Origin of the sequence: Synechococcus sp. H60.1 (assembly GCF_047462335.1) — a bacterium.
GTDB lineage: Bacteria > Cyanobacteriota > Cyanobacteriia > Thermostichales > Thermostichaceae > Thermostichus.
This window is the reverse complement of the sequence record NZ_JANSJA010000129.1, coordinates 5,288-27,093: the sequence shown is the minus strand read 5'-3', so window position 1 is coordinate 27,093 and position 21,806 is coordinate 5,288. Positions and strand designations below refer to the sequence as shown.

The following is a 21,806-nucleotide window of genomic DNA, read 5'->3' as shown; positions in this document are numbered from 1 at the left end:
GTGGGAGGAAGTGATGCTCAGCCTTTTGGTCGGGATCCCGTTGTTGGGCAGCATCTTGGTGGGGCTGATCCCCGAGCGAGCGGGGAAGGGCCTGCACCGGACTTTGGCTTTGGGGTTTGGCCTGGCTTTGTTGGGGCTGAGCTTGGGATTGCTGCTGCTTTTGGATCCTCAAGAGCAAGGGATCCAGATGGCCGAACGAGTGGCCTGGATCCCGCAGTTGGGCTTGGTTTATGAGCTAGGGGTGGACGGGATCTCCCTGCCGCTAGTGGTGATGACTGGCTTGCTGGTGTTGATTGCCCTTTGGGCCAGCGGCCAGGTGGAGCGGCCTCGCCTCTACTACAGCTTGGTGTTGCTGCTGGCAGCCGCCATTGCGGGGGCTTTTCTGGCCCAGAACTTGCTGCTATTCTTCCTGTTCTACGAAGTTGAGCTGATCCCGCTTTATCTGCTGATTGCCATCTGGGGCGGGCCGCGGCGCACCTATGCTGCCACCAAGTTTTTGGTCTACACCGCTGTCTCTGGTATTCTGCTGCTGATTGGCTTTTTCGGCCTCAGTTGGCTAAGCGAGGTTCACAGCTTTAGTTACACCGTTCTGCAGGCCCACCCCTTGCCCCCGCTGCAGCAGCTTTTGTTGCTTGTTCCCATCCTGCTGGGGCTGGCCATCAAGATCCCCTTGGTGCCCTTCCACACCTGGCTGCCGGATGCCCACGTGGAGGCTTCCACCCCCATTTCGGTGCTCTTGGCGGGGCTCTTGCTCAAGTTGGGCACCTATGGCCTGGTGCGTTTTGGCCTACAGCTTTTGCCGGCTGCCTGGGAGCAAGCCGGGCCCTGGCTGGCCAGTTGGGCGGTGGCCAATGTGCTGTATGGATCCCTGAACGCCTTGGTGCAGCAAGATATGAAAAAGCTGGTGGCCTACAGCTCCATTGCCCATATGGGCTACATTCTCCTGGCCACGGCGGCGGCCACCCCCCTCTCCTTGGTGGGATCCCTATTCCAGATGGTGAGCCACGGCCTGATTTCCTCGCTGCTGTTTCTGCTGGTGGGTGCCGTCTACGCCAATACCGGCACGCGGGATCTCAGGTTGCTGCGGGGATTGCTCAACCCGGAGCGGGGCTTGCCGCTTATTGGCAGCTTGACGGTGTTGGGGGTGATGGCCAGCGGCGGCACGCCCGGCCTGGTGGGCTTTATTGCCGAGTTCACCCTCTTTCGGGGCAGCTTTCCCGTCTTCCCCCTGCAGACGCTGCTGTGCATGGTGGGGACAGGATTGACGGCAGCCTACTTTCTGCTAATGGTGAACCGTGTCTTTTTCGGGCGCCTCTCGGAAGTGGCCATTGCCATGCAACGACATGCCGCCGGAGAACGCCTGCCTGCTGTAGTTCTAGCAGTGCTGGTGGTGTGGCTCGGCCTCCAGCCTGCCTGGGCAACCCATTGGGTGGAGTCCACCGCCGCTCACTGGGCCAGGCCGGTGGTCCTCAATCTTGCTGAAGCAGGCAGGCCGATCACTGCTTTCGGGCCTGGGTCATCTTCATTGTGACGATTTGGTGAGATCAACTGGGTTTTTGTTGTTGTCTCAACTGCTGCTTCTCCCATGACTGCTACCCTGGTTCCCGCTCCTTCCTGTTTCTTTCTGGCCGGCTTAGATCCTCTAGAGCAATGGCGACTGGCTCCTATTGTCCAACGCCTAGAGGCAGGGGGAGCCCTTGTGCCGGATTCCCCCAGCAACCGGCTGGAGGTGATCGGCATCCTCTATAGCTACGGCCGGGTGCTGGATGCCTACTCCCAGAATTTAATCTTCATTGCCGACCACCAATTTTTGGAGCTGTTCCCCGCTTTTAAGTACTTTAACGGCGAAATTACGCCGGGCAAATGGCTGCGCTACCTCTGGCACGATCGCATCAACTACGAGTTTGCCGAATACTGCATGAAAGCCATGCTCTGGCATGGGGGGGGCGGTCTGGATCGCTATCTGGATACTCCCGAATTTGTCGAGCGGGCCAAGGTGGCCATTCGGGCCAAGTTCCGCTTCAACCCCCTTCTGCAGGGCCTTAACTTCCTCTGCCCCGACTTTGCGCTGGAACAAGTGCGCATGCTGGCCATGTACAGCGGCCTGGGCCAGTTTTGGCGGGTGATGAGCGATCTCTTCCTGACCCTGGCCAAGCGCCACGAGAGCGAACCCCAGCTCACCCTTGCCGACGTGGTGGCCCACATCCAGCAGGGGTTGGTGGCAGCCGCCAACAAGCCCATCACCTACGCTCCCTGCATCTGGGGCCACCGCTACGAGATCATCCCCCTGTCGGCGGGGCTGACCTTCCTGCCCGACACGGCCCTGCCCTACGTGGAAGCCGTGTTTTTCCGCTCTTTCCCCTTCATGGGCACAGTCTCCTACAACGCCCAGGCGCACCAGATCCCAGTCGAGCAGGCGGACTTCGCCTATGGAGCCCTCTATGCCGATCCGCTGCCGGTGGGGAGTGCCGGGATCCCACCCACCCTCTTGATGCAGGATATGATGCGCCACCTGCCTGAGTCTTTGCGGGAGCACTACCGCCGCCAGCCGCGCGGGGAAGATGACCTCAGGGTGAAAATCTGCCTCAGCTTCCAAAAGGCCATGTTCTGCGTTACCACTGCCGCCCTGCGGGCCCTTGCCCCCTTTCCTCTGGAAACCCAGGATCCAGAGCAGCAGTCGGCTAACCGCGAGTTCCTTGCCCCTTGGCTGCAACGCCTGCTGGGATCCCGTCTGTTAAGTGTGCAAGACTAATGTTGGTTCTGTCGTTTTTCCAGGGACGCTTGGAGCGATATCTGGCTCGCCAGAAGAGCAGGGGCTGCTTTGTAACATCCTACGTCTGTAGCTCCCACGCAGCGGTGGCTAGGGGATTCCATTTTCGGATACAATGTCTTGTCTGATTGAGGAGTAGGGTGGCGTAGCCAAGTGGTAAGGCAGAGGTCTGCAAAACCTCTATGCGCCAGTTCGAATCTGGCCGCCACCTCTTAAACCTGACCTCCCTGGCGGGACACGCATGAAAGACAAGTTGATGTTGATGATCCCCGGCCCCACTCCCGTTCCCGAGAGTGCGCTGCTGGCCATGGCGCGGGGGCCTATCGAGCACCGCAGCAAAGAGTTCACCGCCATCCTGGAAGAGGTGACGGAGGGGCTGCGTTGGCTGCACCAGACTACTTCCGATGTGTTTGTCTTTGCCTCCAGCGGCACCGGGGCCATGGAAGCCGGGATCCTCAACACCCTCAGCCCAGGGGAACGGGTTTTGGTGGGGGTCAACGGCAAGTTTGGCGAGCGCTGGGCCGAGATGTCGGAGCAATTTGGCCTGCAGTGCGAGCGGATAGAAACCCCCTGGGGCGTGCCCTATCCCGTCGAGGTCTTCCAAGAAAAGCTGGCCGCCGACCGGGAGAAGACCATCAAGGCGGTCATTCTCACCCATTCGGAAACCTCTAGCGGCGTGGCCAACGATGTGCAGGCCATTGCGGCTGCCGCCCGCGAGCATGGGGAAGCGCTGGTGATTGTGGATGCGGTCACCAGTTTGGGGGCGATGCCAGTGCCTATGGACGAGTGGGGCTTGGATGTGGTGGCCTCTGGATCCCAGAAGGGCTACATGATCCCGCCGGGGCTGGGGTTTGTGGCCGTCAGCCCGCGGGCCATGGCTGCTGCTGAGCGCTCTCGCTTTCCTAAGTACTACTGGAGCTTTAAGCTGGCCCAAAAAGCCCTACGCCAGGGCACCACTCCCTTTACCCCGGCAGTAAATCTGTTTTACGCCTTGCAAGTTACCCTGCGCCTGATGCGGGCGGAAGGGTTGGAGGCCATCTACCGTCGCCACGACCGCTTGGCCCAGGCCACCCGCGCCGGTGTCAAGGCGCTGGGGCTGAAGCTTTTGGTGAACCCAGAGTCGGCGGCCAGCCCCTCGGTAACAGCCGTGCTGGCTCCCGAAGGGATCAACGCCGACACTATCCGCAGCACCCTGAAGAAGCATTTCGACATTGCCCTTGCCGCCGGCCAAGACCACCTCAAGGGCAAGATCTTTCGCATCGGCCACCTGGGCTTTGTGAGCGACCGAGACATTCTCACCACGCTGGCTGCTCTCGAGTCAACCCTGCACACACTGGGCTACAGCGACTTCTCTCCTGGAGCAGCCCTCAAGGCTGCTGAAGAGATCTTGACCAACCCTTAGGGATCCCTGGCCACTACTGTAGTTCTCCACACCTGGCACCCCTCCTGCACCCCGGCTAGAATGGGTGGACGTCCTTAACAAAAGATAAAACTTCGGAGCTTAGCTTCTCTGGAGCAGCGCCTGTTGGGGAGGCAAGGGTAGCCATGCTGGTTGGTTTGCAATGGGATCCCTGTAGAGTGGCTTCTGCGGTGGAGCTGCGGCGGGTGCTGCAAGGGATCGGCCCTCTTTCTTGTCCCTTGCAGTACAACTTTCATCTGCACACCTGCTGCTCCGATGGGCGCATGGATCCGGCAGACTTGGCAGAGCAGGCGCGCCGGCACGGCCTCAAGGGCCTGGCCATTACCGATCACCACACCCTGAAGGGCTACGAACAGGCCCGCGCCCACCTGGATCGCGCCGAGGATCCCATCCTGTGGCCGGGGATCGAGATTACAGCCAACCTGCTGGGCTGCGAGGTGCATATTCTCGGCTACGGGTTTGATCCTGCCGACCCTGTTTTGGCTCCCTTTATCCAGGGGGAGCAGGTGCCCGGCCTGCCCGCTGCTGAGGCCATTGGGGCTATTCAAGCGGCTGGGGGCCTGGCAGTGCTGGCCCATCCTTTTCGCTACGGGTTGCCTGCGGAAGAGCTGGTTCCGGAAGCCGTGGAGTTGGGCCTAGATGGCCTTGAGGTCTACTACGCCTACAAAAACCCCGAAATTTGGGCTCCTAGCCCAGAAGAGACGGCGATCGGGGAAAAGCTGGCCGAGACCTATGGACTTTTGAAAACCTGCGGCACCGATTCTCATGGCCCCAGTATCCTGAGGCGGATTTGAGCAAAGCCACCCAATAGAAAACTGGCTCCTAGGGGCGGGGATAGAGCAACTGGCCCAGGCGACGCAACTGCTCGGCCGTGCCCATACACAGCAATAGATCCCCCGGCTGCAGCAGGGTATCTCCACTGGGGCCGCCAATCAACTGGCCATCTGCCCGCCGAATCGCCACCACCAAAGCGCCAGAGCGGGCTCGCAAATTGGCTTTCCCCAAGGTTTGGCCGACATAGGGGCATTCTTGGGCCGCCAGCTCGTACTCCTCTAGGTAAAAAGTGCGATCCCGACCCGACAGGATCCCATCGACAAAGTCCACCACGCGGGGGCGCAAGGCAGCTGCCGCCATCCGCTTGCCGCCTGTGATATAGGGAGAAATGGCGTGGGCAACCCCGGCTCGCTGCAGCTTTTGCAAAGCCTCTTCCGTGTTGGCGCGGGCAATGGCGCGGATGCGGGGGTTCAAGGTGCGGGCCGACAGCACCACATAGAGGTTTTCGGCATCGCTGGAGAGAGCGGCAATCAGACCCTCGGCCTGCTGCACCCGCGCTGCCAGCAAGGTGGCATCCAGGGTGCTGTCCCCATGAAGAGCGATATATCCCAGCTCTTGCGCCACCTGAATTGCCTCGGCAGATTGATCAATAACCAAAAACGGCACCCCCTCTGCCTGAAACTCTTGCGCCACCTGCCGCCCAATGCGCCCAAAACCGCAAACGATGTAGTGGTTGTTCAGTGCTTCCATCTGTTTCTTCCACTTTCGCTGCCGGATCCCTTCCTGAAAATGCCCTTGGATGAGGGCCTCCGTAAAGCGGTTCACCATAAACCCGATGCTCAAAACCCCCATCAGGATCAAGGCCACCGTGAACAAGCGCCCCCGGTTTCCTAGCGGCCTCACCTCCATAAAGCCCACAGTGGTTAGGGTAATGACGCTCATGTAAAACGCTTCCACCCAAGGCCATTGCTCCACTCTGTGGTACCAGAGGGTGCCGATTAGGACAACGCCCAGCAGCGCCCCTACCCCCAAACCAAGATCCCGCCGGATGCCGGGATCCCTGTTGGCAGGGGGAAAAGGGTGACGAGCAGAAGCCATACGGCCCAGCCAGATCGAGTCAGGGAAAAAGTGGGAACTACAATGGGTAGGAGAAAGTCAGTTGTCGAGCAGCAGCGAGGGGAGTGCAGATGCCCGAGTACATCAAGGTGGAATATCGGATCGACAAAAAAGGACAGGTGACCGAGACTGTGTTGAACGGATCTGGCTCCAGTTGTACTCTAGCCACGGCAGAGCTAGAAGCAGCCCTTGGAACTGTGCAAGAACGAAAGCTATTGCCGGAGTTTCATCAGCCAGCAGAAGCCGAGGTAGAATCGCAAGTCTCTTTACCGCAAACCTGCTGACTCCGTCTCCTTGCCCCCAGTTTTCCCCTATCTACCTGCCTACTTTCGCTTCTTGCTCCCCTTGCCAGCAGCGCCGCTGGATCGCGCCGCCCCAACTGCCGACTGAAACAGCCAAACCGCCAACGGAGCAGCAACAACCAAGATGATACTGGTGGGGCCGACGCCAAAATCCGGCTCACCGGAAGCCAACTCGAAAATCGAACCCACAGCGGCGATGGCACTGATGCAGGAAACGGCCAAGAGCAGGTAGCCTTTAACACTGGTGGTCATAGGGAACTCGTCTGTGGACTACGGTTAAGCGGTACAGACTGTCTGGCACAAGGGGCAGCCGGGCAAACGTCTATTCGCGAAAAAGCCCTCCCACTCTCGAGAGGGCTACTTTCTATGCTACGGGCAGGGATCCCCAGCCAGCAAGCCAGAGCTGGGCTCTCTCTTAAAAAGCAACCCGGGAAGTGCAATTAGAGGGCAGGCCTAGCCATTGACGATGATCTTGCCGACCATGCCAGCCCCGCGGTGGGGAGTGCAGTAGTAGGTGTACTCACCCGGAGGGACATCGACAAAGGCCGATTCCACCACTTGGTTGGGAGCCGTGAGCAGGGCCTTGTGGGACAGCTTGGCTGCCAAGGCCGCATCGCCACCGGGTACCTTGTCAAAGACAACGTTGTGAGGATAGACCTTGTTGTTGACCCACCGAACAGTATCTCCCTGATTGATGGTGAGGGAAGGGGGATCGAAAATCAGTTGGGCCTTGTCAGAGCCCATTTTAACTGTGTAGGTTTCAGCAGCAGCAGGGTTGGACAGGAAAGCTACCCCAGCCACCCCGACTACGAGAGCGAGGAGGATGAGCTGCAGACGCTTCGCTAGGTTAAAAATGAACAACATGGATTCCTCTCAAAACGTAACGGCCGTCGCCCCCGCCTCTGCGACTAGTCCACCACTTTCCAAGTTGTGAAGGAAAGGTACCCAGCTCAGCAGGGACGTTCAACTTCTATCTTAGGATTTTAAGGCGGAACAGGAACACACCAGGGCAGCTGGGTAGCCCCGTACTAAAGTACGGGGCGGAGAAGCCCGCTCACGTTAGCGGGACGTAGTCCTTAAGCGACTTGAGTCGCTCGCCAATGTAAGCACCCACCCTGGTGAAAGACCGGGACAGTGCCGTAAGTCAACAAGTAAGCGGAACCTCCAAGCTTTGCCTTTAGGAACCGTCTAGGGGCATCTTGACAGCGCCTTTGTGAGTTCCTCTGTGGACTGCGTAAGAATCCCCTGACTTAAAATCAGGGGAGTAGCAACTACTACCTTGCTAGAGCCAGGGGCTGTTCCAGACGTTAGGGCCACAGGGAGAGATCGGGCTACGGGATTGCCTCGAGTCTCTCCCTTTCTCATTGTCTCTCACCGCAAGTCGGCGATTCTTGGCTCTGTAGGGTCTCGGAGAGAAAGCTGACCATTCCTGAAAATCCGGGAGTGCCTTGCCAGCCAAAATCCGTAGGGTTGCCGATGCGGGAGGGGGGTAGGTCATTCTAGCCTCTAAGCAGAGAACAAGGTGCTCTTCTCCTGCTGTTCTCCGATTGCTTGCTAGGTTGCGTGTAAGACACCAGCTCGCTCAGTAGAACTGGAATGCTGTCTAAAATGTACAGTATTCGTCCATCGCCCGTACGAGTAAGCCTTCTACTCAGATTTTGGAATTGGCAGAACAAGGGCGAAACATTCAGGTCTTGGCTCGCTGCATCGGCACAGCCTTGAATTTAGGCAGTCCGCTCAAGTTGTAGTACATTACACTCCGCAGGCATGGGAGTAATGCCTGCTTTTCAACTCCTACCAGCTAATCTCGCTTGCACTTCTGCAGAGTTCCTCAGCAGCTTTTTCAGCCTGATGAGTTTTGTGGAGGGAGGGATCCCAAAAGTTTTTGGGCCCTCTCGCTAAGACAGGCATCCAGAGTGCCGCCTCTAATTTGGGGATCCCAAGGCTAGTGCTGAACGATTCCCTGAACCATAGCGTCGGTCAGTTGGCATACTCCCCAGCCCTAAAGAGTGGGGATTCTTGTTCTTGGTTCCACGACAGCACTTGCTGAGTTGTGGGCTGCCCCTTCCCAATAGCAGTGCTCCTCTCCCCACGCGTTCCCCTCTTACAGGGCAGTTCCCCAATGCCCCTAGGTGCTGTTCCAGCTTAATACTGCTTGCCCATACTGATTGTGAAGAGTTAAGCCATACCTCAAAAAGGGAGTCAACACGGATTTTCCAGCAAAAAATATATTGGCCAGCCATTGGGATCCCCAAGCTTAGTGAACAACTCCCGCCACTTATCTTCGTTGAGTAAACACAACAGAGATTTAACTTATTCTCCTCAATTGCAGTACGAACGGCTTTCATCCCGACACCGATTTGCGCTTGAGTCAACACAATTCACCCATACAGTGCGGGGCTTCCCGCCGATTAAGCTAAAGAGCCGTGACTGAGGATGTGCTTGCTGCCCTTGACCAGACCACTTGCCTAGGGTCGAAAGCCCTCCCCTGGCAGAGCCTCCAAGAGTTGAACACTTGGACGAAACAGCCGTCCTGCAGCCAGGGAGCATGTTATCCTGAGTTGGCTTAGTATGATTTCATAGCCGGGCTCAGCCGTCATCTTTCTAACTGCGGCTGGCTAACCCGCCGTTTAGGGATCCGGCTCAACTTTCTTCGCATGGCAGGCAAAAGACAATGGTAGGCATCTTCAGGCGCTTTTTCGGCTCTCGCGGTCAAGCAGATTCCAAACCTTCCTCAGAGACAGCTGCTCAGCCAGCTAAAAAGAAAGACAACACCTTTTTTCTCGACCCGGATGAGGCCAAAACCCTTGGCAACATCGAATACATGCGCACTCCCAGGATCGTGAAGCACACCTTCCAGGATTTTGGCTCTGCGGAGAAGGTGGAGGTAGTGGAGCAGGTTTCTTCCCTAAGCAAAGTTAAGTTGGCCGTAGAACAGGCCAAAGCTCCTGAACCTGCTTCTGAGCAGAGCTCTTCCACCTCAAACAGAAGCAGTGAAGCAGGCTTACGCCGCCAGGGGGGATCCGACCTGGACATGTTTCGCAACATGGCCCGCAGCCTGAAGCGCAAGTAGGCTGGATCCCAGCTTATTGGCTGCATAGGATACAACGGCTATCGAAACGGCCAACCAACACGAAATTCAAGGAGGGGCAATGGCGATTAAGCGAGGCACTCTGGTGCGGGCCATCCGCGAGAAATTGCAAGGCAGCCTGGAAGCCCAGGCCAGCGACTCTTTTATTCCCAGCTACGTCTTCGATACTGCTGGAGAAGTGGTGGATATCAAGGACAACTACCTCCAGATTAAGTTTGGGGCTGTTCCCACCCCCCCAATTTGGCTGCGGGCGGATCAGGTCGAGGAGATCGCGAGTTGAACAGGAGCATGGAAGGCTCCTCTTTGGCTTGAGGGAGGGCTAATGCTACCTCTGGCTTCTCCCACGCGCGAACAACTTCTGCAACGCAGGCGACTTTTGCGTCAGCAACGTCGCAACCGCTTTTGGCAGGGATCCTGGCGCTTAGCCAGCTCGATGGGCGTTCTGACACTGCTGGTGTTGGGTCTGCAGCAGCCCTACTGGCAAATTCGCCGGCCGGAGCAAATTCAGGTAAAGGGCAGCTACTGGGTGGATCCCGACTGGATACGGAGGCAATTGCCTCTGACCTATCCCGTGAACATCTGGCAGGTGCAGCCGGCTGTCTTGGAAAGAGCCTTACTGGGATCCCCAGCTCGCCCTTCTCCCCTCAAAAGCGTCCAGGTACAGCGGCAGCTGCTGCCGGTGGGGGTGATTGTCCAGGTGCGGGAACGGCAACCGGTTGCACGCGCCCGCCAGGGCGACCAGACAGGCTGGGTGGATCGGCAAGGCCATTGGCTGCCCCCCGATCCCTTTCGACGCCACAGCGGATCCTCTCTCTCCTGGCCTGAGCTGGAGTTGCTGGGCTGGGAGAACCACACGCCCGAGCAATGGGCCTTGTTGCTCGAAGCCCTGCAACAGTCTGAGATCCGGATCGAGACCGTAGATTGGCAATCAGGAGAGGGAATCACGCTCCACACTGAGCTGGGCAACGTTTACCTAGGGCCGATTTCTGACCGCCTGCCCCTGCAAATTCAAACCCTCAACCAAATGCGGGATCTGCGCCGCTACTGCGAGTGTACACCCGACGAAATTCTCCAGATCGACCTGACCAGCCCCAGCGTACCCACCCTGCAGCTCACCCCTGCCGCCACCCAGAAGCGCTGGAAGCCCTTGGAGCAGCGCTAGCCCTGGGATGAGCTTGCTGCCATGAACACAGTGCCAGCGGTGGAAGTCAAACAGTTGTGGGTCGGCTATCCCGGTTGTCCGCCGGTGCTGCAAGGGCTGGATCTACGGGTTGAGGCCGGGCAGCACCTAGGGATCATTGGCCCCAATGGCGCCGGCAAAACCACCCTGTTCCTGGCCCTCGCCGGCCTGTTGCCCCCCTGTTCCGGCCAGATCACGTTGTTTGGGCAGCCGCTCCGGCCTGGCCAGTTTCGCCCTGAGGTGGGGCTAGTGTTTCAGGATCCCGACGATCAGCTGTTTGCTGCCTCGGTGGCCGAAGATGTAGCCTTTGGGCCACGCAACCTGGGACGTTCTGAGGCGGAGGTCGCGGCTGTGGTTCAAGCAACCCTGGAGATGACCGGCACCCTGCATCTGGCCAACTGTCCCCCCCATCATCTCTCCGGCGGCGAAAAACGCATGGTTGCGATCGCCGGGATCTTGGCGATGCAGCCGCAGTTGATCCTCTACGATGAGCCGACTGCCAACCTGGATCTGCGCGCCCGTCGCCGGCTAATCGCCTTTTTGTTGCAAGCAACGCACACCTTTCTGCTCGCTTCCCACGATCTGGAACTGATCCTGGAAGTGTGCGATCGGGTGCTCCTCTTGGATCAAGGCCGGATTTGTGCCCAGGGATCCCCGGCCCACCTGATGAGCCAACCCAACCTCATGGAAGCCCATGGCTTGGAAGTGCCACCCTCGCTGCGCCGATAACGGCAAAAGTTGAAAAGATGTCAAGAATTATTTTTGAGTTGATAACAATTTTGCCTCTCTTAATAAAAAGCTATCGTGCTAATTAAAAATATTGATTTTCGTCCAGGATTGAATGGGGATATCATTCTGTTAAGTCGGGGGATCCCTTCTCTGGGCTGTCCTCGTCGATTTTGTCGGATCGATTTTGTGCAAGAAAGATGGGGACTTAGCCTGGAGTTGGCAGCTTTGCCCGCCTAAGTGACAGTTGTGGTTAACCCAGATGGCTCCTACAACCTTTTCTGGCTTCAGTCTATTGAGTCTGAGGTCGGCGGCTGGGCAGGGCCTTCTCTCCAGGGGGAGGTCTGTGGTGGCTGGGGTAGGTGTGGCCGAGAAGAGCTGTCCACTGAGGTTTGGGCAGAGAATCTCCCGGATGAGTTCGATGGAAATTGCAGGATCGAACCCAATAGGGGAGATCAGGTTGGAGATCGATTGGCCTTATTGCTGGGTTCGGCAACGTTCAGGAACTGAGTGTTCAAAAGTGGAGGGTTGATATGCCTATTGCAGTCGGAATGATCGAAACCCGTGGGTTCCCGGCAGTGGTAGAAGCTGCCGACGCCATGGTAAAGGCCGCGCGCGTCACCCTCGTGGGTTACGAGAAAATTGGCAGCGGGCGCGTCACCGTGATCGTGCGGGGCGATGTCTCCGAGGTGCAGGCCTCGGTAGCTGCCGGCTTGGAGTCTGCCAAACGGGTGAGTGGGGGCGAGATCCTCTCCCACCACATCATCGCCCGTCCCCACGAAAACCTGGAGTTTGTGCTGCCCATCCGCTACACGGAGGCAGTGGAGCAGTTTCGCACCTAAACCAAGCAGTTGCACCTAGCCCGGAATTGACCCGAGCCGGAAAATCGGGCCGGGTTTACACTCCCCCAACAATTTCAGCGTAAGGAGTCCCTATGGCTATTGCAGTCGGAATGATCGAAACCCTGGGCTTCCCGGCAGTGGTAGAAGCTGCCGACGCCATGGTAAAGGCCGCGCGCGTCACCCTCGTGGGTTACGAGAAAATTGGCAGCGGGCGCGTCACCGTGATCGTGCGGGGCGATGTCTCCGAGGTGCAGGCCTCGGTGGCCGCCGGGATCGAGTCGGTGAAGCGGGTCAATGGCGGCCAGTTGCTCTCCTGGCACATCATCGCCCGTCCCCACGAAAACCTGGAGTACGTGTTGCCCATTCGCTACACCGAGGATGTGGCTCAGTTCCGCGAAGGGGTCAACGCCATCCGTCCCTTCACCCGTCCATAGATGCGTATCGCGATTGTGCGGGGCACTGTTACCAGCACCCAAAAGGATCCCAGCCTGACGGGGGTGAAGTTTCTGGTGGTGCAGTATGTCGATCTCGAGGGCCGACCGCAGCCCGACTACGCTGTAGCCGCCGATCCGGTGGGGGCCGGCGCTGAGGAGTGGGTGCTGGTCAGCCAAGGCAGCGCAGCTCGCCAGCCGCAGGGGAACGAAACCCGCCCGTTGGATGCAGTGGTGATGGCGATCATCGACACCGTTAGCATTGGCGGTCGCTCCCTCTACAACAAGCGCGACCAACGCTAGCTGGGATCTCTCTTTCCTTTCCCTGACGTGTTCTAGAGGCTCACGGTTATGCCTGCTCACACCTACGCTGCGCCGCCAACGCCCTGGTCTCGCCGCCTGGCGGAGCCTACCATTCATCCCTCTGCCTACGTGCATTCCTTTTCCAATCTCATTGGGGATGTGCGCGTGGGCGCGCAGGTGCTGATTGCCCCAGGAACTTCCATCCGTGCAGATGAGGGCTCCCCCTTCTACATTGGCGACGGCTCCAACGTCCAGGATGGAGTGGTGATCCATGGCCTGGAACAGGGGCGGGTCATTGGCGAGGATGGCCAGCCTTACTCGGTTTGGATCGGCAAGAATACCTCCATTGCTCACATGGCTTTGATCCACGGGCCAGCCTACGTGGGCAACAACTGCTTCATCGGCTTTCGCTCCACGGTATTCAACGCGCGGGTGGGGGATGGCTGCATCGTCATGTTGCACTGCCTGATCCAGGATGTGGAGATCCCGCCGGGCAAGTATGTGCCCTCCGGCTCCATCATCACCACGCAAGCTGAGGCGGATCGGCTGCCCGATGTGCAGGATAGCGATGCCAAGTTTGCCCAACATGTGATCGGCATCAACCAGGCTCTACTGGAAGGCTATCACTGCAGTGAAAACCTCGTCTGTATTGCTCCCATTCGCAACGAACTTCTGCAGTCGCGCACCTCTAACCCAACGGCTACGGAGACGGCATCTATGACTCATTCCTCCTCTCGCGCCAACGGCCGGAACGGCGGCGGATCCGTTCTCAAGCCGGAGGTGGTGGAGCAGGTTCGCGCCCTGTTGGCCCAAGGCTATCGGGTAGGGCTGGAATATGCCGATGCCCGCCGCTTCCGCACTTCTTCCTGGCAGAGCGAAAGCCCAATCACCAGCACCCGCGAGGCCGAGGTAATGCAATCGCTGGAAGCTATTCTGGCGGAGCACCGCGGCGAATACGTGCGCCTGCTGGGGATCGACCCCAAGGCAAAACGACGGGTGCTGGAGCAGATCATCCAAACCCCGGAGGGGCCGGCGACTGTTTCCGGATCCCCCAGCCACGTCTCGGTTACGGCCCCAGGTTCTGGGGCAGCCAGCTCGCGCCCTGACGCCGGCTTGGAGGAGGAGATCCGGGCGCTATTAGCGCAGGGGTATCGCGTCGGCCTGGAGGTGGCCGATGTTCGCCGCTACCGCACCTCTTCCTGGCAGACTTTGGGCAATTGGAGCGGCTCGGCCCAAGAGATCCTGGCGGCTGTGCAGGCGGCCCTGGCCGAACACACGGGAGAGTATGTGCGCCTGCTGGGGATCGATCCCAAGGCCAAACGGCGGGTACTGGAGAAGGTGATTCAAACGCCCCAGGGGCAGGTGAGCAGCAGTAGTGGCGGGACAGCCCCGCCTGCAGAGGGGGGCAACCTGGGAGGGAGTGCTGCTGGCCTCGACCTGGAGTTACAGGAAGAGGTACATCGGCTGCTGGCCCAGGGCTATCGCATCGGCTACGAATATGCTGACGAGCGCCGCTTCAAAACCTCCTCTTGGCAAAGCGGGCCGACCATTCACGCTAGCCGCGGGCCGGAGGTGTTGGCCAAGCTGACGGCTGCTTTGGCGGAGCACCAAGGCCATTACGTGCGCCTATTGGGGATTGATCCCAAGGGGAAAAAGCGGGTTTACGAGCGCATCATTCAAACCCCCGGCGGCAAGTCGCCCGCCCCTGCAGCCCAGGGATCCCCAGCGGCTACTCCTGTTTCCACCGTTCCTGCCAGCACCCGACTCAGCAGCGAGGTGGTGGCACAGGTGCAGCAATTGCTCAGCCAGGGCTACCGCATTGGCACCGAACACGCGGACAAGCGGCGTTTTCGCACCTCCTCTTGGCAGAGCTGCAGCCCTATCGAGGCCACCCAGGTGCCCCAGGTGGTAGCGGCTCTGGAAGCCTGCCTGGAGGAGCACCGCGGCGAGTATGTGCGTCTGCTGGGCATCGACCCCAAAGCCAAGCGACGGGTGCTGGAGCAGATCATCCAAACCCCTTGAGGGATCCGCATCTTCTCTGAATCACTGTCGGTTCAAGGTTGGTTTTGGTCCGACCTCCTAGCGATGAGGAGCACCTTGGCTTTGCCTCTGCCCACCTCCACAATGCTGCGCTCCTGGCCCAGCCAGAACGGCGAAACTCACTACTATGTCAGTGGCGAAGTGCAGGTGGAGGCAGGAGCAGGCATCGGAGCGGGAGTGCTGTTGCGGGCCAACCCCGGCTGTCGCATCGAGATCGGGCGGGGCGTCTGTATTGGCATGGGATCCGTTCTCCACGCCTGTGGGGGATCCCTTGTCGTGGAGGCGGGGGCCACCCTGGGGATGGGGGTACTGGTGATCGGTCAGGGCACCATCGGCAAAAATGCCTGCATTGGCTCGGAAACCACGCTGCTCAACTGTTCGGTGCTCAGCCAGGCAGTGATCCCTCCCCGCTCGCTGGTCGGGGATCCCACCTATTCCAGCAGGCAAGAGGCGGAGGTGGGCATAGCTAGCGAGGCAGAGCCCGTGTCGGCAGTAGCCCCGCCAGAACCCTCTGAGGAAACCTTGCCTGAGCCGGCCTCTCCCCCCGATTCGCCGCTGGTTCAGGTGGAAAAGCAAACCCGTCGTTGGCAGGAGGCGGCTGAGCAAACCCAAGAGAACTCAAGATCCCCTAAGACCCGCAAGCTCAATGGGATCCCGGGCTATTCGGAGCTGGATCGGCTGCTGGGCAAGATCTATCCTTACCGGCAGATCCTATCCTCTGGGGGTGGCCAGTCTTGAGGGCTACACTGGCATAAAGAAGTAGGGTGCTATGTCCACCTCTTTGGGTCTTATTCAGACACGCAGCTTTCCAGTCATTGTGCGCATTGCCGACGCCATGACCAAGTCGGCAGGAGTGGCGCTGATCGGCTTTGAGAAGATCTCAGGAGGCTACTGCACGGCAATCGTACGGGGAGGGATTGCCGATGTGCGCATTGCCATCGAGGAGGGGATTGAGCTAGCCCGCCAGTTTGACCAAGAGGAAATCTCCAGTTTGGTCATTCCACGGCCTTTGCCCAACTTGGAGGCGGTGCTGCCCGTCAGCAGCAAGCTGTCTCAACTGGCGCAAAACCGCGGCTACAGCCGCCTCAGCAACTTGGCCGTGGGCCTGCTGGAAACCCGCGGCTTTCCGGCTATGGTAGGGGCCGCCGATACAATGCTGAAAACGGCGGATGTGCAACTGGCCGCCTACGAGACCATCGGCGACGGCCTGTGTACGGCCATCATTCGGGGCACGGTGGCCAACGTGGCCATCGCCATCGATGCCGGCATGTACGAGGCAGAGCGCATCGGCGAGTTGCATGCGGTGGCCGTGATCCCGCGCCCTCTCGACGAACTGGAGCAGGCTCTACCGGTGGCCAGTTGTTTCGTTGCCCAACCGGTTACCTTGCCGGTGGCCATCCCCCAAGCCCAAGGACAAGAGGTGCGGCGCAGCGATACCGTTGTCGAGCGGATCCCAGTTTATCTGGAGCCGCCGGAAACCCCTTAGGTTGACCTTGCAAGACGGGAAGGCTCGTGCTGTACCTGACCTCTCCGTATATGGGGGGGCACAGGGGGATGTTAGTTGAAGATCTGGGATTACCTCCAGAAAGCCGAGCGGGGCAGAGAGGAAAAATGTTAGGCTACTGGAAGACCTGGGTCCGTGCAGCTCCGACGCCCAAACCGTGTCAGGATCGGAAGATAGCAGCACTACGGGATGCTCGGAGCAGGCGCGTCAACCCGGGTCGCCCTTTTCCTGCACCTAGATTTTCCTTGTTCAAGTTGTTCCGCTGGCCCTGGCAAGGCACACCCTATGGCTGAGAAAGACAACCCCCTCGCCAACTTGGCTGAGAAAGCTTTCTACTTTGGTATGGGTCTGGCCGCTCTGGTGGCCGACAATGCCCCCAAGGTAGCTGGGAGTGCTAGAGAGCGCCTGCTGGAGCTGCGCAAGCAGGTGCAAGCCTTAGTCGATGAATTGGTAGAGTTGGGGGCAATGAGAGCCGAGGAGGCGCAGGCCTACATGGACGCCATTGCCGCCAATGCTAAGCGCAAGGAAGAGGGGGAGCCTGCTGGTGGCCCCCGCAAAATCACTATCGAAGATATGGGCGGAGCAGAGCTAGAAGGGAGTACTGCCATTGAGCTGTCGGAGGCAGCTCGCCTGCGCCGGCAGATTGCTGAGCTGCAGGCAGAACTGGAGCGCATCAAGAAAGAGACAGGTAGAGCCTAGGTCTCGCTAAAGACAGGGAGGGCTCCCTAGCTCTGCAGAAGTCAGCCCGCCCTCACAACTGTCCAGCAACGCGTCCTGGAGGACTCGAACCCCCGACATCCGGTTTTGGAGACCGACGTTCTACCAACTGAACTAAGGACGCATGGGTAAAGAACCAGCCCCTTACCTAGTTTACCCAGTGTAGCAGGTATGCCCAAAGCCTCAGAGGGCTTCTTCTTTAGAATCCGTTTTGGCTTTGATGCGAGTGGCCTTGCCCACTCGGTTTCGCAGATAGAACAGCTTGGCCCGCCGCACCTTGCCACGCCGCAACACCTGGATTGACTCAATGCGCGGCGAGTGAACCAGGAAGACCCGCTCCACTCCAATTCCCTGGAAAACCTTGCGCACCGTGATGGTGCGGTTGCATCCAGAGTGACGCATGGCGATAACCGTACCTTCAAAGGCTTGCACCCGCTCTTTGCCGCCCTCTTGAATGCGCACCCCCACCCGTACCTGATCGCCAACATGGATCTCTGGCAGATCCGGCTTCATGTAGGCCGCTTCGATGGAGCGGAGGATCTCTTCGGCGTTGATGCGAGCGTTCATGGCTTTCCCGCGCTATCGGCAGCTAATCAGTGTAGCAATCCCCCCCTTTTTTGTACAGAGCCTGCCAGCCGCCCGCACCCACTAGCCGATGTGGGAAACCGCGTTTGCACCCCCTCTCCTTTTTCAATAGGCTGGATACAGAGAAAGCCCTTGTGAAAGGCGAGAGACTTTTGTGATCCTGCGCACCAATGAGCCCCAGACGGGATCCCCACCCCCTGCCAAATCTACTGACCAACCCCTGCCACAGAGCGGATCCCGTAACAGAGGACTGCCCATCGGCTGGATCCTGGTGGGGATGCTGTTGGCCGGCTTGGGCGGTGGCGGCATTCTCGTTCAGCGTCAGCTCCGGCAACAGATGGCCCAGCGTCTGCAGAGGCTAACGGTGCCCGTGCAGGTGACAGATCTCACCCAACGCCTGAGGGTGAGCGGCCAGGTGCAGCCGATCCGGCAGGTGAATGTCAGCCCCCGCGAGTCCGGTCGTCTGGCGGAGCTGCTGGTGGATCAGGGGGATGAGGTGGTGGCGGGGCAAGTGTTGGCTCGGATGGACTACGGCGATCTGGCCAGCAGCATTCGCCAAGCCCAAGCCCGCATCCAAGAGCTACAGGCCCGCCTGGCGGAACTACAAGCCGGCGAGCGACCCCAGGTCATCGCGGCAGCCCAGGCTAGGGTGGACGCGGCGCGGTCGCAGGTGAGTTTGGCCCAAAGGGAATTGGAGCGGATTCAGGCGCTGGTGCAGGAGGGGGTTGTAGCCCGCAGCGAGCTGGATCAACGCCTAGCTCGCTTGGAACAAGCGCAAGCGGACTTGCAAGCTGCCCAACAAGAGCTGGAGCGATTGCAGTCAGGTAGCCGCCCAGAAACGCTGCAGCAGATCCAAGCTCAGATTGCCCAGGCGCAAGCCGAGCTGGCGCAGCGGCAATCTCGCCTGGCTGAGGCCGAGATCCGGGCGCCTTTTTCCGGCGTGGTGGTGCAGCGCTTTGCCGAGGTGGGATCCTTTGTAACTCCCACTACCGCAGCTTCCGATGTCACCGCCGCCTCTTCCAGCTCCATCTTGGCACTGGCCCAAGGGATCGAAGTGCGAGCAGAGGTGCCGGAGGCGCAAATTGCCCAGGTGCGGGTGGGGCAGCCGGTGGAGATCCGATCCCTGGCCTATCCGGATCGGGTGGTGCAGGGGCGGGTGAAGCGGATTGCCCCTGCCACGGTGGTGGTGCGGGAGGTCACCGTCTTTCGGGTCATGATCGAGCCGGAGCCGGGGGCAGACTTTTTGCGCACCGGCATGAACGTCTCGGTGGATTTTATCGGGGAGCGGCAGCCTCAGGCGCTCACAGTGCCCTCGGTGGCCATCCTGCGGGAGCAGGGCCAAGAGGGGGTGATCCTGCTGGATCCGCAAACCCAGCGGCCCGTCTATCGACCAGTGGAAACGGGCCTCACCCAGGGCGGGATCACCCAAGTGCTCTCGGGCTTGCGGGCGGGGGATCGGGTCTTTACGGCGCTGCCGCCGGGGGTGAACCTAGAGGCTTTGATCCGACAAGAGCAAAATCGCAGCGAAACCGCTCAAATCAAGCCACACCCATGAGCCTACCGATTGCAGCCCAAATGGCCTGGCAAATGGTGCGCCGCTACCGCCTGCGCACCGGTTTAAGCATGTTGGGGATCCTCATCGGCAACGCCGCTGTGGTGGCCATTGCTGGGTTTGGCCATGCCGCCCAGGAGCTGGCCGTGGATCAGTTCCGTTCTTTGGGCACCAACTTGCTCATTGTCTTTTCTTCCAGCTTGGGCCTGGCGGACGCCAGCAACACCCGTCCCATCACCCTTGACGATCTACGGGCAATTGCCGCGGAAGTGCCCGCTGTGTCGGCAGCCGTCCCCAGTCTTGTGGTCAATGTGCGCGCCGTGCGGGGCGGAGTGGATCGCCGCTATGAGGCCACAGGCACCTGGCCGGAGTATTTGTCGGTGCTGAATTTGGAGGTTGAGGAAGGCCGCTTTCTCTTGCCGGCGGATATTGAGGAGCAGCGCCCGGTGGTGGTGCTGGGCAGCGAGGCCGCCCGCGAGCTGTTCGGCTTGGATCCTGCCGCTGCAATTGGGGAGACGCTGCTGCTGAACAACTTGCCCTTTGAGGTAATCGGCACGTTGCGTTCCAAGCCAACGGTGTTTGGCAACAGCGATGCTGGCCTGTTTTTGCCGGTGGATGTGGTGGCCAACCGCTTTGTCGGGCGGCGTTCCCCCTACGGCCTGGAGCTGACGGCGATCTTTGTCTCGGCCCGCTCTGAAGCCGATCTGCCGGCTGCCGAGTTCCAGATCCGCAACTTGCTGCGGCAACGGCACCAACTGGTGGGGGAGGATGACTTTGTTGTCCGCAACCAAAAGGTGTTGCTGGACGGGGCGGCCAGGATCTTAACTCTGCTGCGGGTGTTGTTGACCGGCACAGCGGCGCTCTCGCTGCTGGTGGGCGGGGTGGGGATCATGAATGTGATGCTGATCTCGGTGGCGGAACGCACCTCTGAGATCGGGCTGCGCAAGGCGATCGGCGCCGATAGCCGGCAAATTTTGCAGCAGTTTGCCACCGAAGCTATTCTCATTGCCGTCAGCGGCGGCGTGGCCGGGATCCTCCTCAGCAGCGGCCTGCTGGTGGCGGTGCAAGTGTTCACGCCCCTGGCTACCCGCGTGGATGCAGTGGCAGTGGCAGTGGCCTTTTCCCTCTCGACAGGGATTGGGCTGGTCTTCGGCATTTTCCCGGCCCGGAAAGCGGCACAATTGGATCCCATCGAGGCCCTGCGAGCCTGAGATCCCCCATTCGTAGGATAATGGGAGCTTACAGTTGACACTCCCGCGACTAAAGTCGGGGGATTCTTACGCAGTCCACAGTTGGACTCGTAAAGGCGCTGTCAAGACGCCCCTAGACGGTTCCCAGAGACAAAGCCTCAAGGTTCCGCTTACTTGTTGACTTACGGCACTGTCCGGGTTTTTCACCGGGGTAGGTGCTGACTTAAGATTACAAGATAACATTGGCGAGCGACTCCAGTCGTTCGAAGGCTTTTCTGCCCTGCACTACTCGCGCTAGCGGCGCGGAGCGCTGAGTACGGGGCTACCAAGTTACTCTGCTGTGTTGAGTTGTCCGCCGTTCGCTAAGGAGCTTCCCCCTTGGTCAGAGAGCGAGTAGAGGTGATCGTCCCTGCCACCACCGCTAACTTGGGGCCGGGGTTCGATTGCATCGGTGCAGCCCTGGAGCTCTACAACCACTTCCAATTTCGCGAGATTCCCACCGGTCTCAGCATCCACTATCGCGGCAGCGATCACATCAGCCAGAGCAAGGACAACCTGGTGTATCGTGCCTTCTGCCGTGCTTTCGAGCTGCTCAGCAAGCCGGTGCCGGGGGTGGAGATTGAGATCACCCTCAACGTGCCCCTGGCGCGGGGGCTGGGCAGCTCTGCCACTGCCATTGTCGGCGGCCTGCTGGGGGCTAATGCTCTTGGATCCCTGAACCTGGCTCCTGAGACTCTCCTGCAGTTGGCCATTGCCCTCGAAGGCCATCCCGACAACGTGGTGCCCGCCCTCCAGGGCGGCTGTCAACTCTGTGTGCAGGGGCAGCAGGGGCAATGGGTATTTTGTCCGGTGGATTGGCACGAACACATCGGCCTGGTGGCGGCAGTGCCTAACTTTAAGCTGTCCACCCAGGCGGCCCGCGAGATCCTGCCCAAGTCCGTCAGCCTGGCGGATGCTGTCTTTTCCGTCAGTCACCTGGGGCTGCTTATCCGCAGCCTGCAGTCGGGGCGGGTGGACTGGCTAAAGGTGGCCTTGCAGGATCGGCTGCACCAACCGGCGCGCATGGAGCTAATTACCGGCTTCAAAACCGTCCAGGCGGCGGCTCTGGCTGCCGGGGCCTATGGGGTGGTGATCAGCGGGGCTGGCCCCACACTTTTAGCCTTCTGCGCCCCGGAGGAGCGAGAACGAGTGGGATCCGCCATGGTCGGCGCCTGGGAGCAACTGGATATCGAAGCAGAGGCCAAACCCCTGAATTTGGATCGA

At 59.7% G+C, this 21,806-nt stretch carries 23 protein-coding genes, 2 tRNA genes and 1 other RNA gene; 21 read left to right on the top strand and 5 right to left on the bottom strand.

The features are described from left to right. The first annotated feature begins 13 nt into the window (after nucleotides 1–13). The 5 genes from NW852_RS07030 (at nucleotide 14) to NW852_RS07010 (ending at nucleotide 4,984) form a co-directional block, all read left to right on the top strand. Nucleotides 14–1,531 carry an NADH-quinone oxidoreductase subunit M gene (locus tag NW852_RS07030; protein WP_414364133.1) on the top strand — a complete coding sequence of 506 codons (1,518 nt, stop codon included), beginning with the start codon at nucleotides 14–16 and terminating at the stop codon, nucleotides 1,529–1,531. A gap of 54 nt (nucleotides 1,532–1,585) precedes the next feature. Then, nucleotides 1,586–2,752, top strand: a complete 1,167-nt coding sequence (locus NW852_RS07025) for a CO2 hydration protein (RefSeq protein WP_414371521.1) — start codon at nucleotides 1,586–1,588, stop codon at nucleotides 2,750–2,752. A gap of 157 nt (nucleotides 2,753–2,909) precedes the next feature. Continuing rightward, a tRNA-Cys gene (locus NW852_RS07020) sits at nucleotides 2,910–2,981 on the top strand. A gap of 30 nt (nucleotides 2,982–3,011) precedes the next feature. After that, nucleotides 3,012–4,172, top strand: a complete 1,161-nt coding sequence (locus NW852_RS07015) for a pyridoxal-phosphate-dependent aminotransferase family protein (protein ID WP_414333171.1) — start codon at nucleotides 3,012–3,014, stop codon at nucleotides 4,170–4,172. 143 nt (nucleotides 4,173–4,315) lie between these two features. Then, complete coding sequence (locus NW852_RS07010) at nucleotides 4,316–4,984, top strand: PHP domain-containing protein (RefSeq protein WP_414364135.1); 669 nt, start codon at nucleotides 4,316–4,318, stop codon at nucleotides 4,982–4,984. A gap of 28 nt (nucleotides 4,985–5,012) precedes the next feature. Here the strand turns inward: NW852_RS07010 and NW852_RS07005 are convergent, their stop codons facing one another. Then, nucleotides 5,013–6,062: a potassium channel family protein gene (locus NW852_RS07005; RefSeq protein ID WP_414371519.1), complete on the bottom strand. Its 1,050-nt coding sequence runs from the start codon at nucleotides 6,060–6,062 to the stop codon at nucleotides 5,013–5,015. Between the two features lie 89 nt (nucleotides 6,063–6,151). Between NW852_RS07005 and NW852_RS07000 the strand changes: the two genes are divergently transcribed. Further along, a complete protein-coding gene (locus NW852_RS07000; protein ID WP_414364137.1) occupies nucleotides 6,152–6,364 on the top strand; it encodes a DUF2997 domain-containing protein in 213 nt (70 codons plus the stop codon). 39 nt (nucleotides 6,365–6,403) lie between these two features. On the opposite strand, the gene NW852_RS06995 is transcribed toward NW852_RS07000, so the two are convergent. Both NW852_RS06995 and petE read right to left on the bottom strand, forming a co-directional pair. Next, nucleotides 6,404–6,634 (bottom strand): hypothetical protein, encoded by a 231-nt coding sequence (locus NW852_RS06995; protein WP_414364138.1) that lies wholly within the window; start codon nucleotides 6,632–6,634, stop codon nucleotides 6,404–6,406. A 201-nt stretch (nucleotides 6,635–6,835) separates the two neighbouring features. Next, nucleotides 6,836–7,246 (bottom strand): plastocyanin, encoded by a 411-nt coding sequence (gene petE, locus NW852_RS06990; RefSeq protein ID WP_414364139.1) that lies wholly within the window; start codon nucleotides 7,244–7,246, stop codon nucleotides 6,836–6,838. Nucleotides 7,247–9,056: 1,810 nt separating this feature from the next. Between petE and NW852_RS06985 the strand changes: the two genes are divergently transcribed. From NW852_RS06985 to NW852_RS06930, 12 genes are all read left to right on the top strand, one after another. Next, nucleotides 9,057–9,455, top strand: coding sequence for a hypothetical protein (locus NW852_RS06985; RefSeq protein WP_414364140.1), 399 nt, complete (start codon nucleotides 9,057–9,059; stop codon nucleotides 9,453–9,455). A 79-nt stretch (nucleotides 9,456–9,534) separates the two neighbouring features. Further along, a complete protein-coding gene (ndhO, locus tag NW852_RS06980) occupies nucleotides 9,535–9,753 on the top strand; it encodes an NAD(P)H-quinone oxidoreductase subunit O (RefSeq protein ID WP_414364141.1) in 219 nt (72 codons plus the stop codon). A gap of 96 nt (nucleotides 9,754–9,849) precedes the next feature. Beyond that, nucleotides 9,850–10,635 carry a cell division protein FtsQ/DivIB gene (locus NW852_RS06975; protein WP_414364142.1) on the top strand — a complete coding sequence of 262 codons (786 nt, stop codon included), beginning with the start codon at nucleotides 9,850–9,852 and terminating at the stop codon, nucleotides 10,633–10,635. Nucleotides 10,636–10,656: 21 nt separating this feature from the next. Continuing rightward, the gene (locus NW852_RS06970) at nucleotides 10,657–11,382 is read left to right on the top strand and encodes an energy-coupling factor ABC transporter ATP-binding protein (protein ID WP_414364143.1); all 726 of its coding nucleotides are present in this window, start codon (nucleotides 10,657–10,659) and stop codon (nucleotides 11,380–11,382) included. Between the two features lie 530 nt (nucleotides 11,383–11,912). Next, on the top strand, nucleotides 11,913–12,221 hold the full coding sequence (locus NW852_RS06965; RefSeq protein ID WP_011430450.1) for a carbon dioxide-concentrating mechanism protein CcmK: 309 nt from the start codon (nucleotides 11,913–11,915) through the stop codon (nucleotides 12,219–12,221). 92 nt (nucleotides 12,222–12,313) lie between these two features. Further along, a complete protein-coding gene (locus NW852_RS06960; RefSeq protein WP_414426588.1) occupies nucleotides 12,314–12,655 on the top strand; it encodes a carbon dioxide-concentrating mechanism protein CcmK in 342 nt (113 codons plus the stop codon). After that, nucleotides 12,656–12,955, top strand: coding sequence for a EutN/CcmL family microcompartment protein (locus NW852_RS06955; RefSeq protein ID WP_011430452.1), 300 nt, complete (start codon nucleotides 12,656–12,658; stop codon nucleotides 12,953–12,955). Nucleotides 12,956–13,003: 48 nt separating this feature from the next. Beyond that, nucleotides 13,004–14,977 carry a ribulose bisphosphate carboxylase small subunit gene (locus NW852_RS06950; RefSeq protein WP_414371516.1) on the top strand — a complete coding sequence of 658 codons (1,974 nt, stop codon included), beginning with the start codon at nucleotides 13,004–13,006 and terminating at the stop codon, nucleotides 14,975–14,977. Nucleotides 14,978–15,040: 63 nt separating this feature from the next. Next, nucleotides 15,041–15,733, top strand: a complete 693-nt coding sequence (locus tag NW852_RS06945) for a hypothetical protein (protein ID WP_414426587.1) — start codon at nucleotides 15,041–15,043, stop codon at nucleotides 15,731–15,733. Between the two features lie 31 nt (nucleotides 15,734–15,764). Beyond that, nucleotides 15,765–16,481, top strand: coding sequence for a BMC domain-containing protein (locus tag NW852_RS06940; RefSeq protein WP_414364146.1), 717 nt, complete (start codon nucleotides 15,765–15,767; stop codon nucleotides 16,479–16,481). Between the two features lie 142 nt (nucleotides 16,482–16,623). Next, an RNA gene (gene ffs, locus NW852_RS06935) (signal recognition particle sRNA small type) lies at nucleotides 16,624–16,721 on the top strand. 63 nt (nucleotides 16,722–16,784) lie between these two features. Beyond that, the gene (locus NW852_RS06930) at nucleotides 16,785–17,198 is read left to right on the top strand and encodes a hypothetical protein (protein WP_414364147.1); all 414 of its coding nucleotides are present in this window, start codon (nucleotides 16,785–16,787) and stop codon (nucleotides 17,196–17,198) included. Nucleotides 17,199–17,267: 69 nt separating this feature from the next. On the opposite strand, the gene NW852_RS06925 is transcribed toward NW852_RS06930, so the two are convergent. Together NW852_RS06925 and rplS are read right to left on the bottom strand one after the other, a co-directional pair. After that, a tRNA-Trp gene (locus NW852_RS06925) sits at nucleotides 17,268–17,340 on the bottom strand. A 59-nt stretch (nucleotides 17,341–17,399) separates the two neighbouring features. Beyond that, complete coding sequence (rplS, locus tag NW852_RS06920) at nucleotides 17,400–17,783, bottom strand: 50S ribosomal protein L19 (protein WP_414364148.1); 384 nt, start codon at nucleotides 17,781–17,783, stop codon at nucleotides 17,400–17,402. Nucleotides 17,784–17,955: 172 nt separating this feature from the next. Between rplS and NW852_RS06915 the strand changes: the two genes are divergently transcribed. The 3 genes from NW852_RS06915 to thrB form a co-directional block, all read left to right on the top strand. Continuing rightward, nucleotides 17,956–19,356 carry an efflux RND transporter periplasmic adaptor subunit gene (locus NW852_RS06915; RefSeq protein ID WP_414376885.1) on the top strand — a complete coding sequence of 467 codons (1,401 nt, stop codon included), beginning with the start codon at nucleotides 17,956–17,958 and terminating at the stop codon, nucleotides 19,354–19,356. Continuing rightward, entirely contained in the window at nucleotides 19,353–20,564 is a 1,212-nt protein-coding gene (locus tag NW852_RS06910; RefSeq protein ID WP_414364150.1) for an ABC transporter permease, read from the top strand. Before NW852_RS06915 ends, NW852_RS06910 begins: the two co-directional genes overlap by 4 nt. Nucleotides 20,565–20,921: 357 nt before the next feature. Beyond that, nucleotides 20,922–21,806: homoserine kinase (thrB, locus tag NW852_RS06905; RefSeq protein WP_414426586.1), on the top strand; the 885-nt coding region annotated here is incomplete at its 3' end.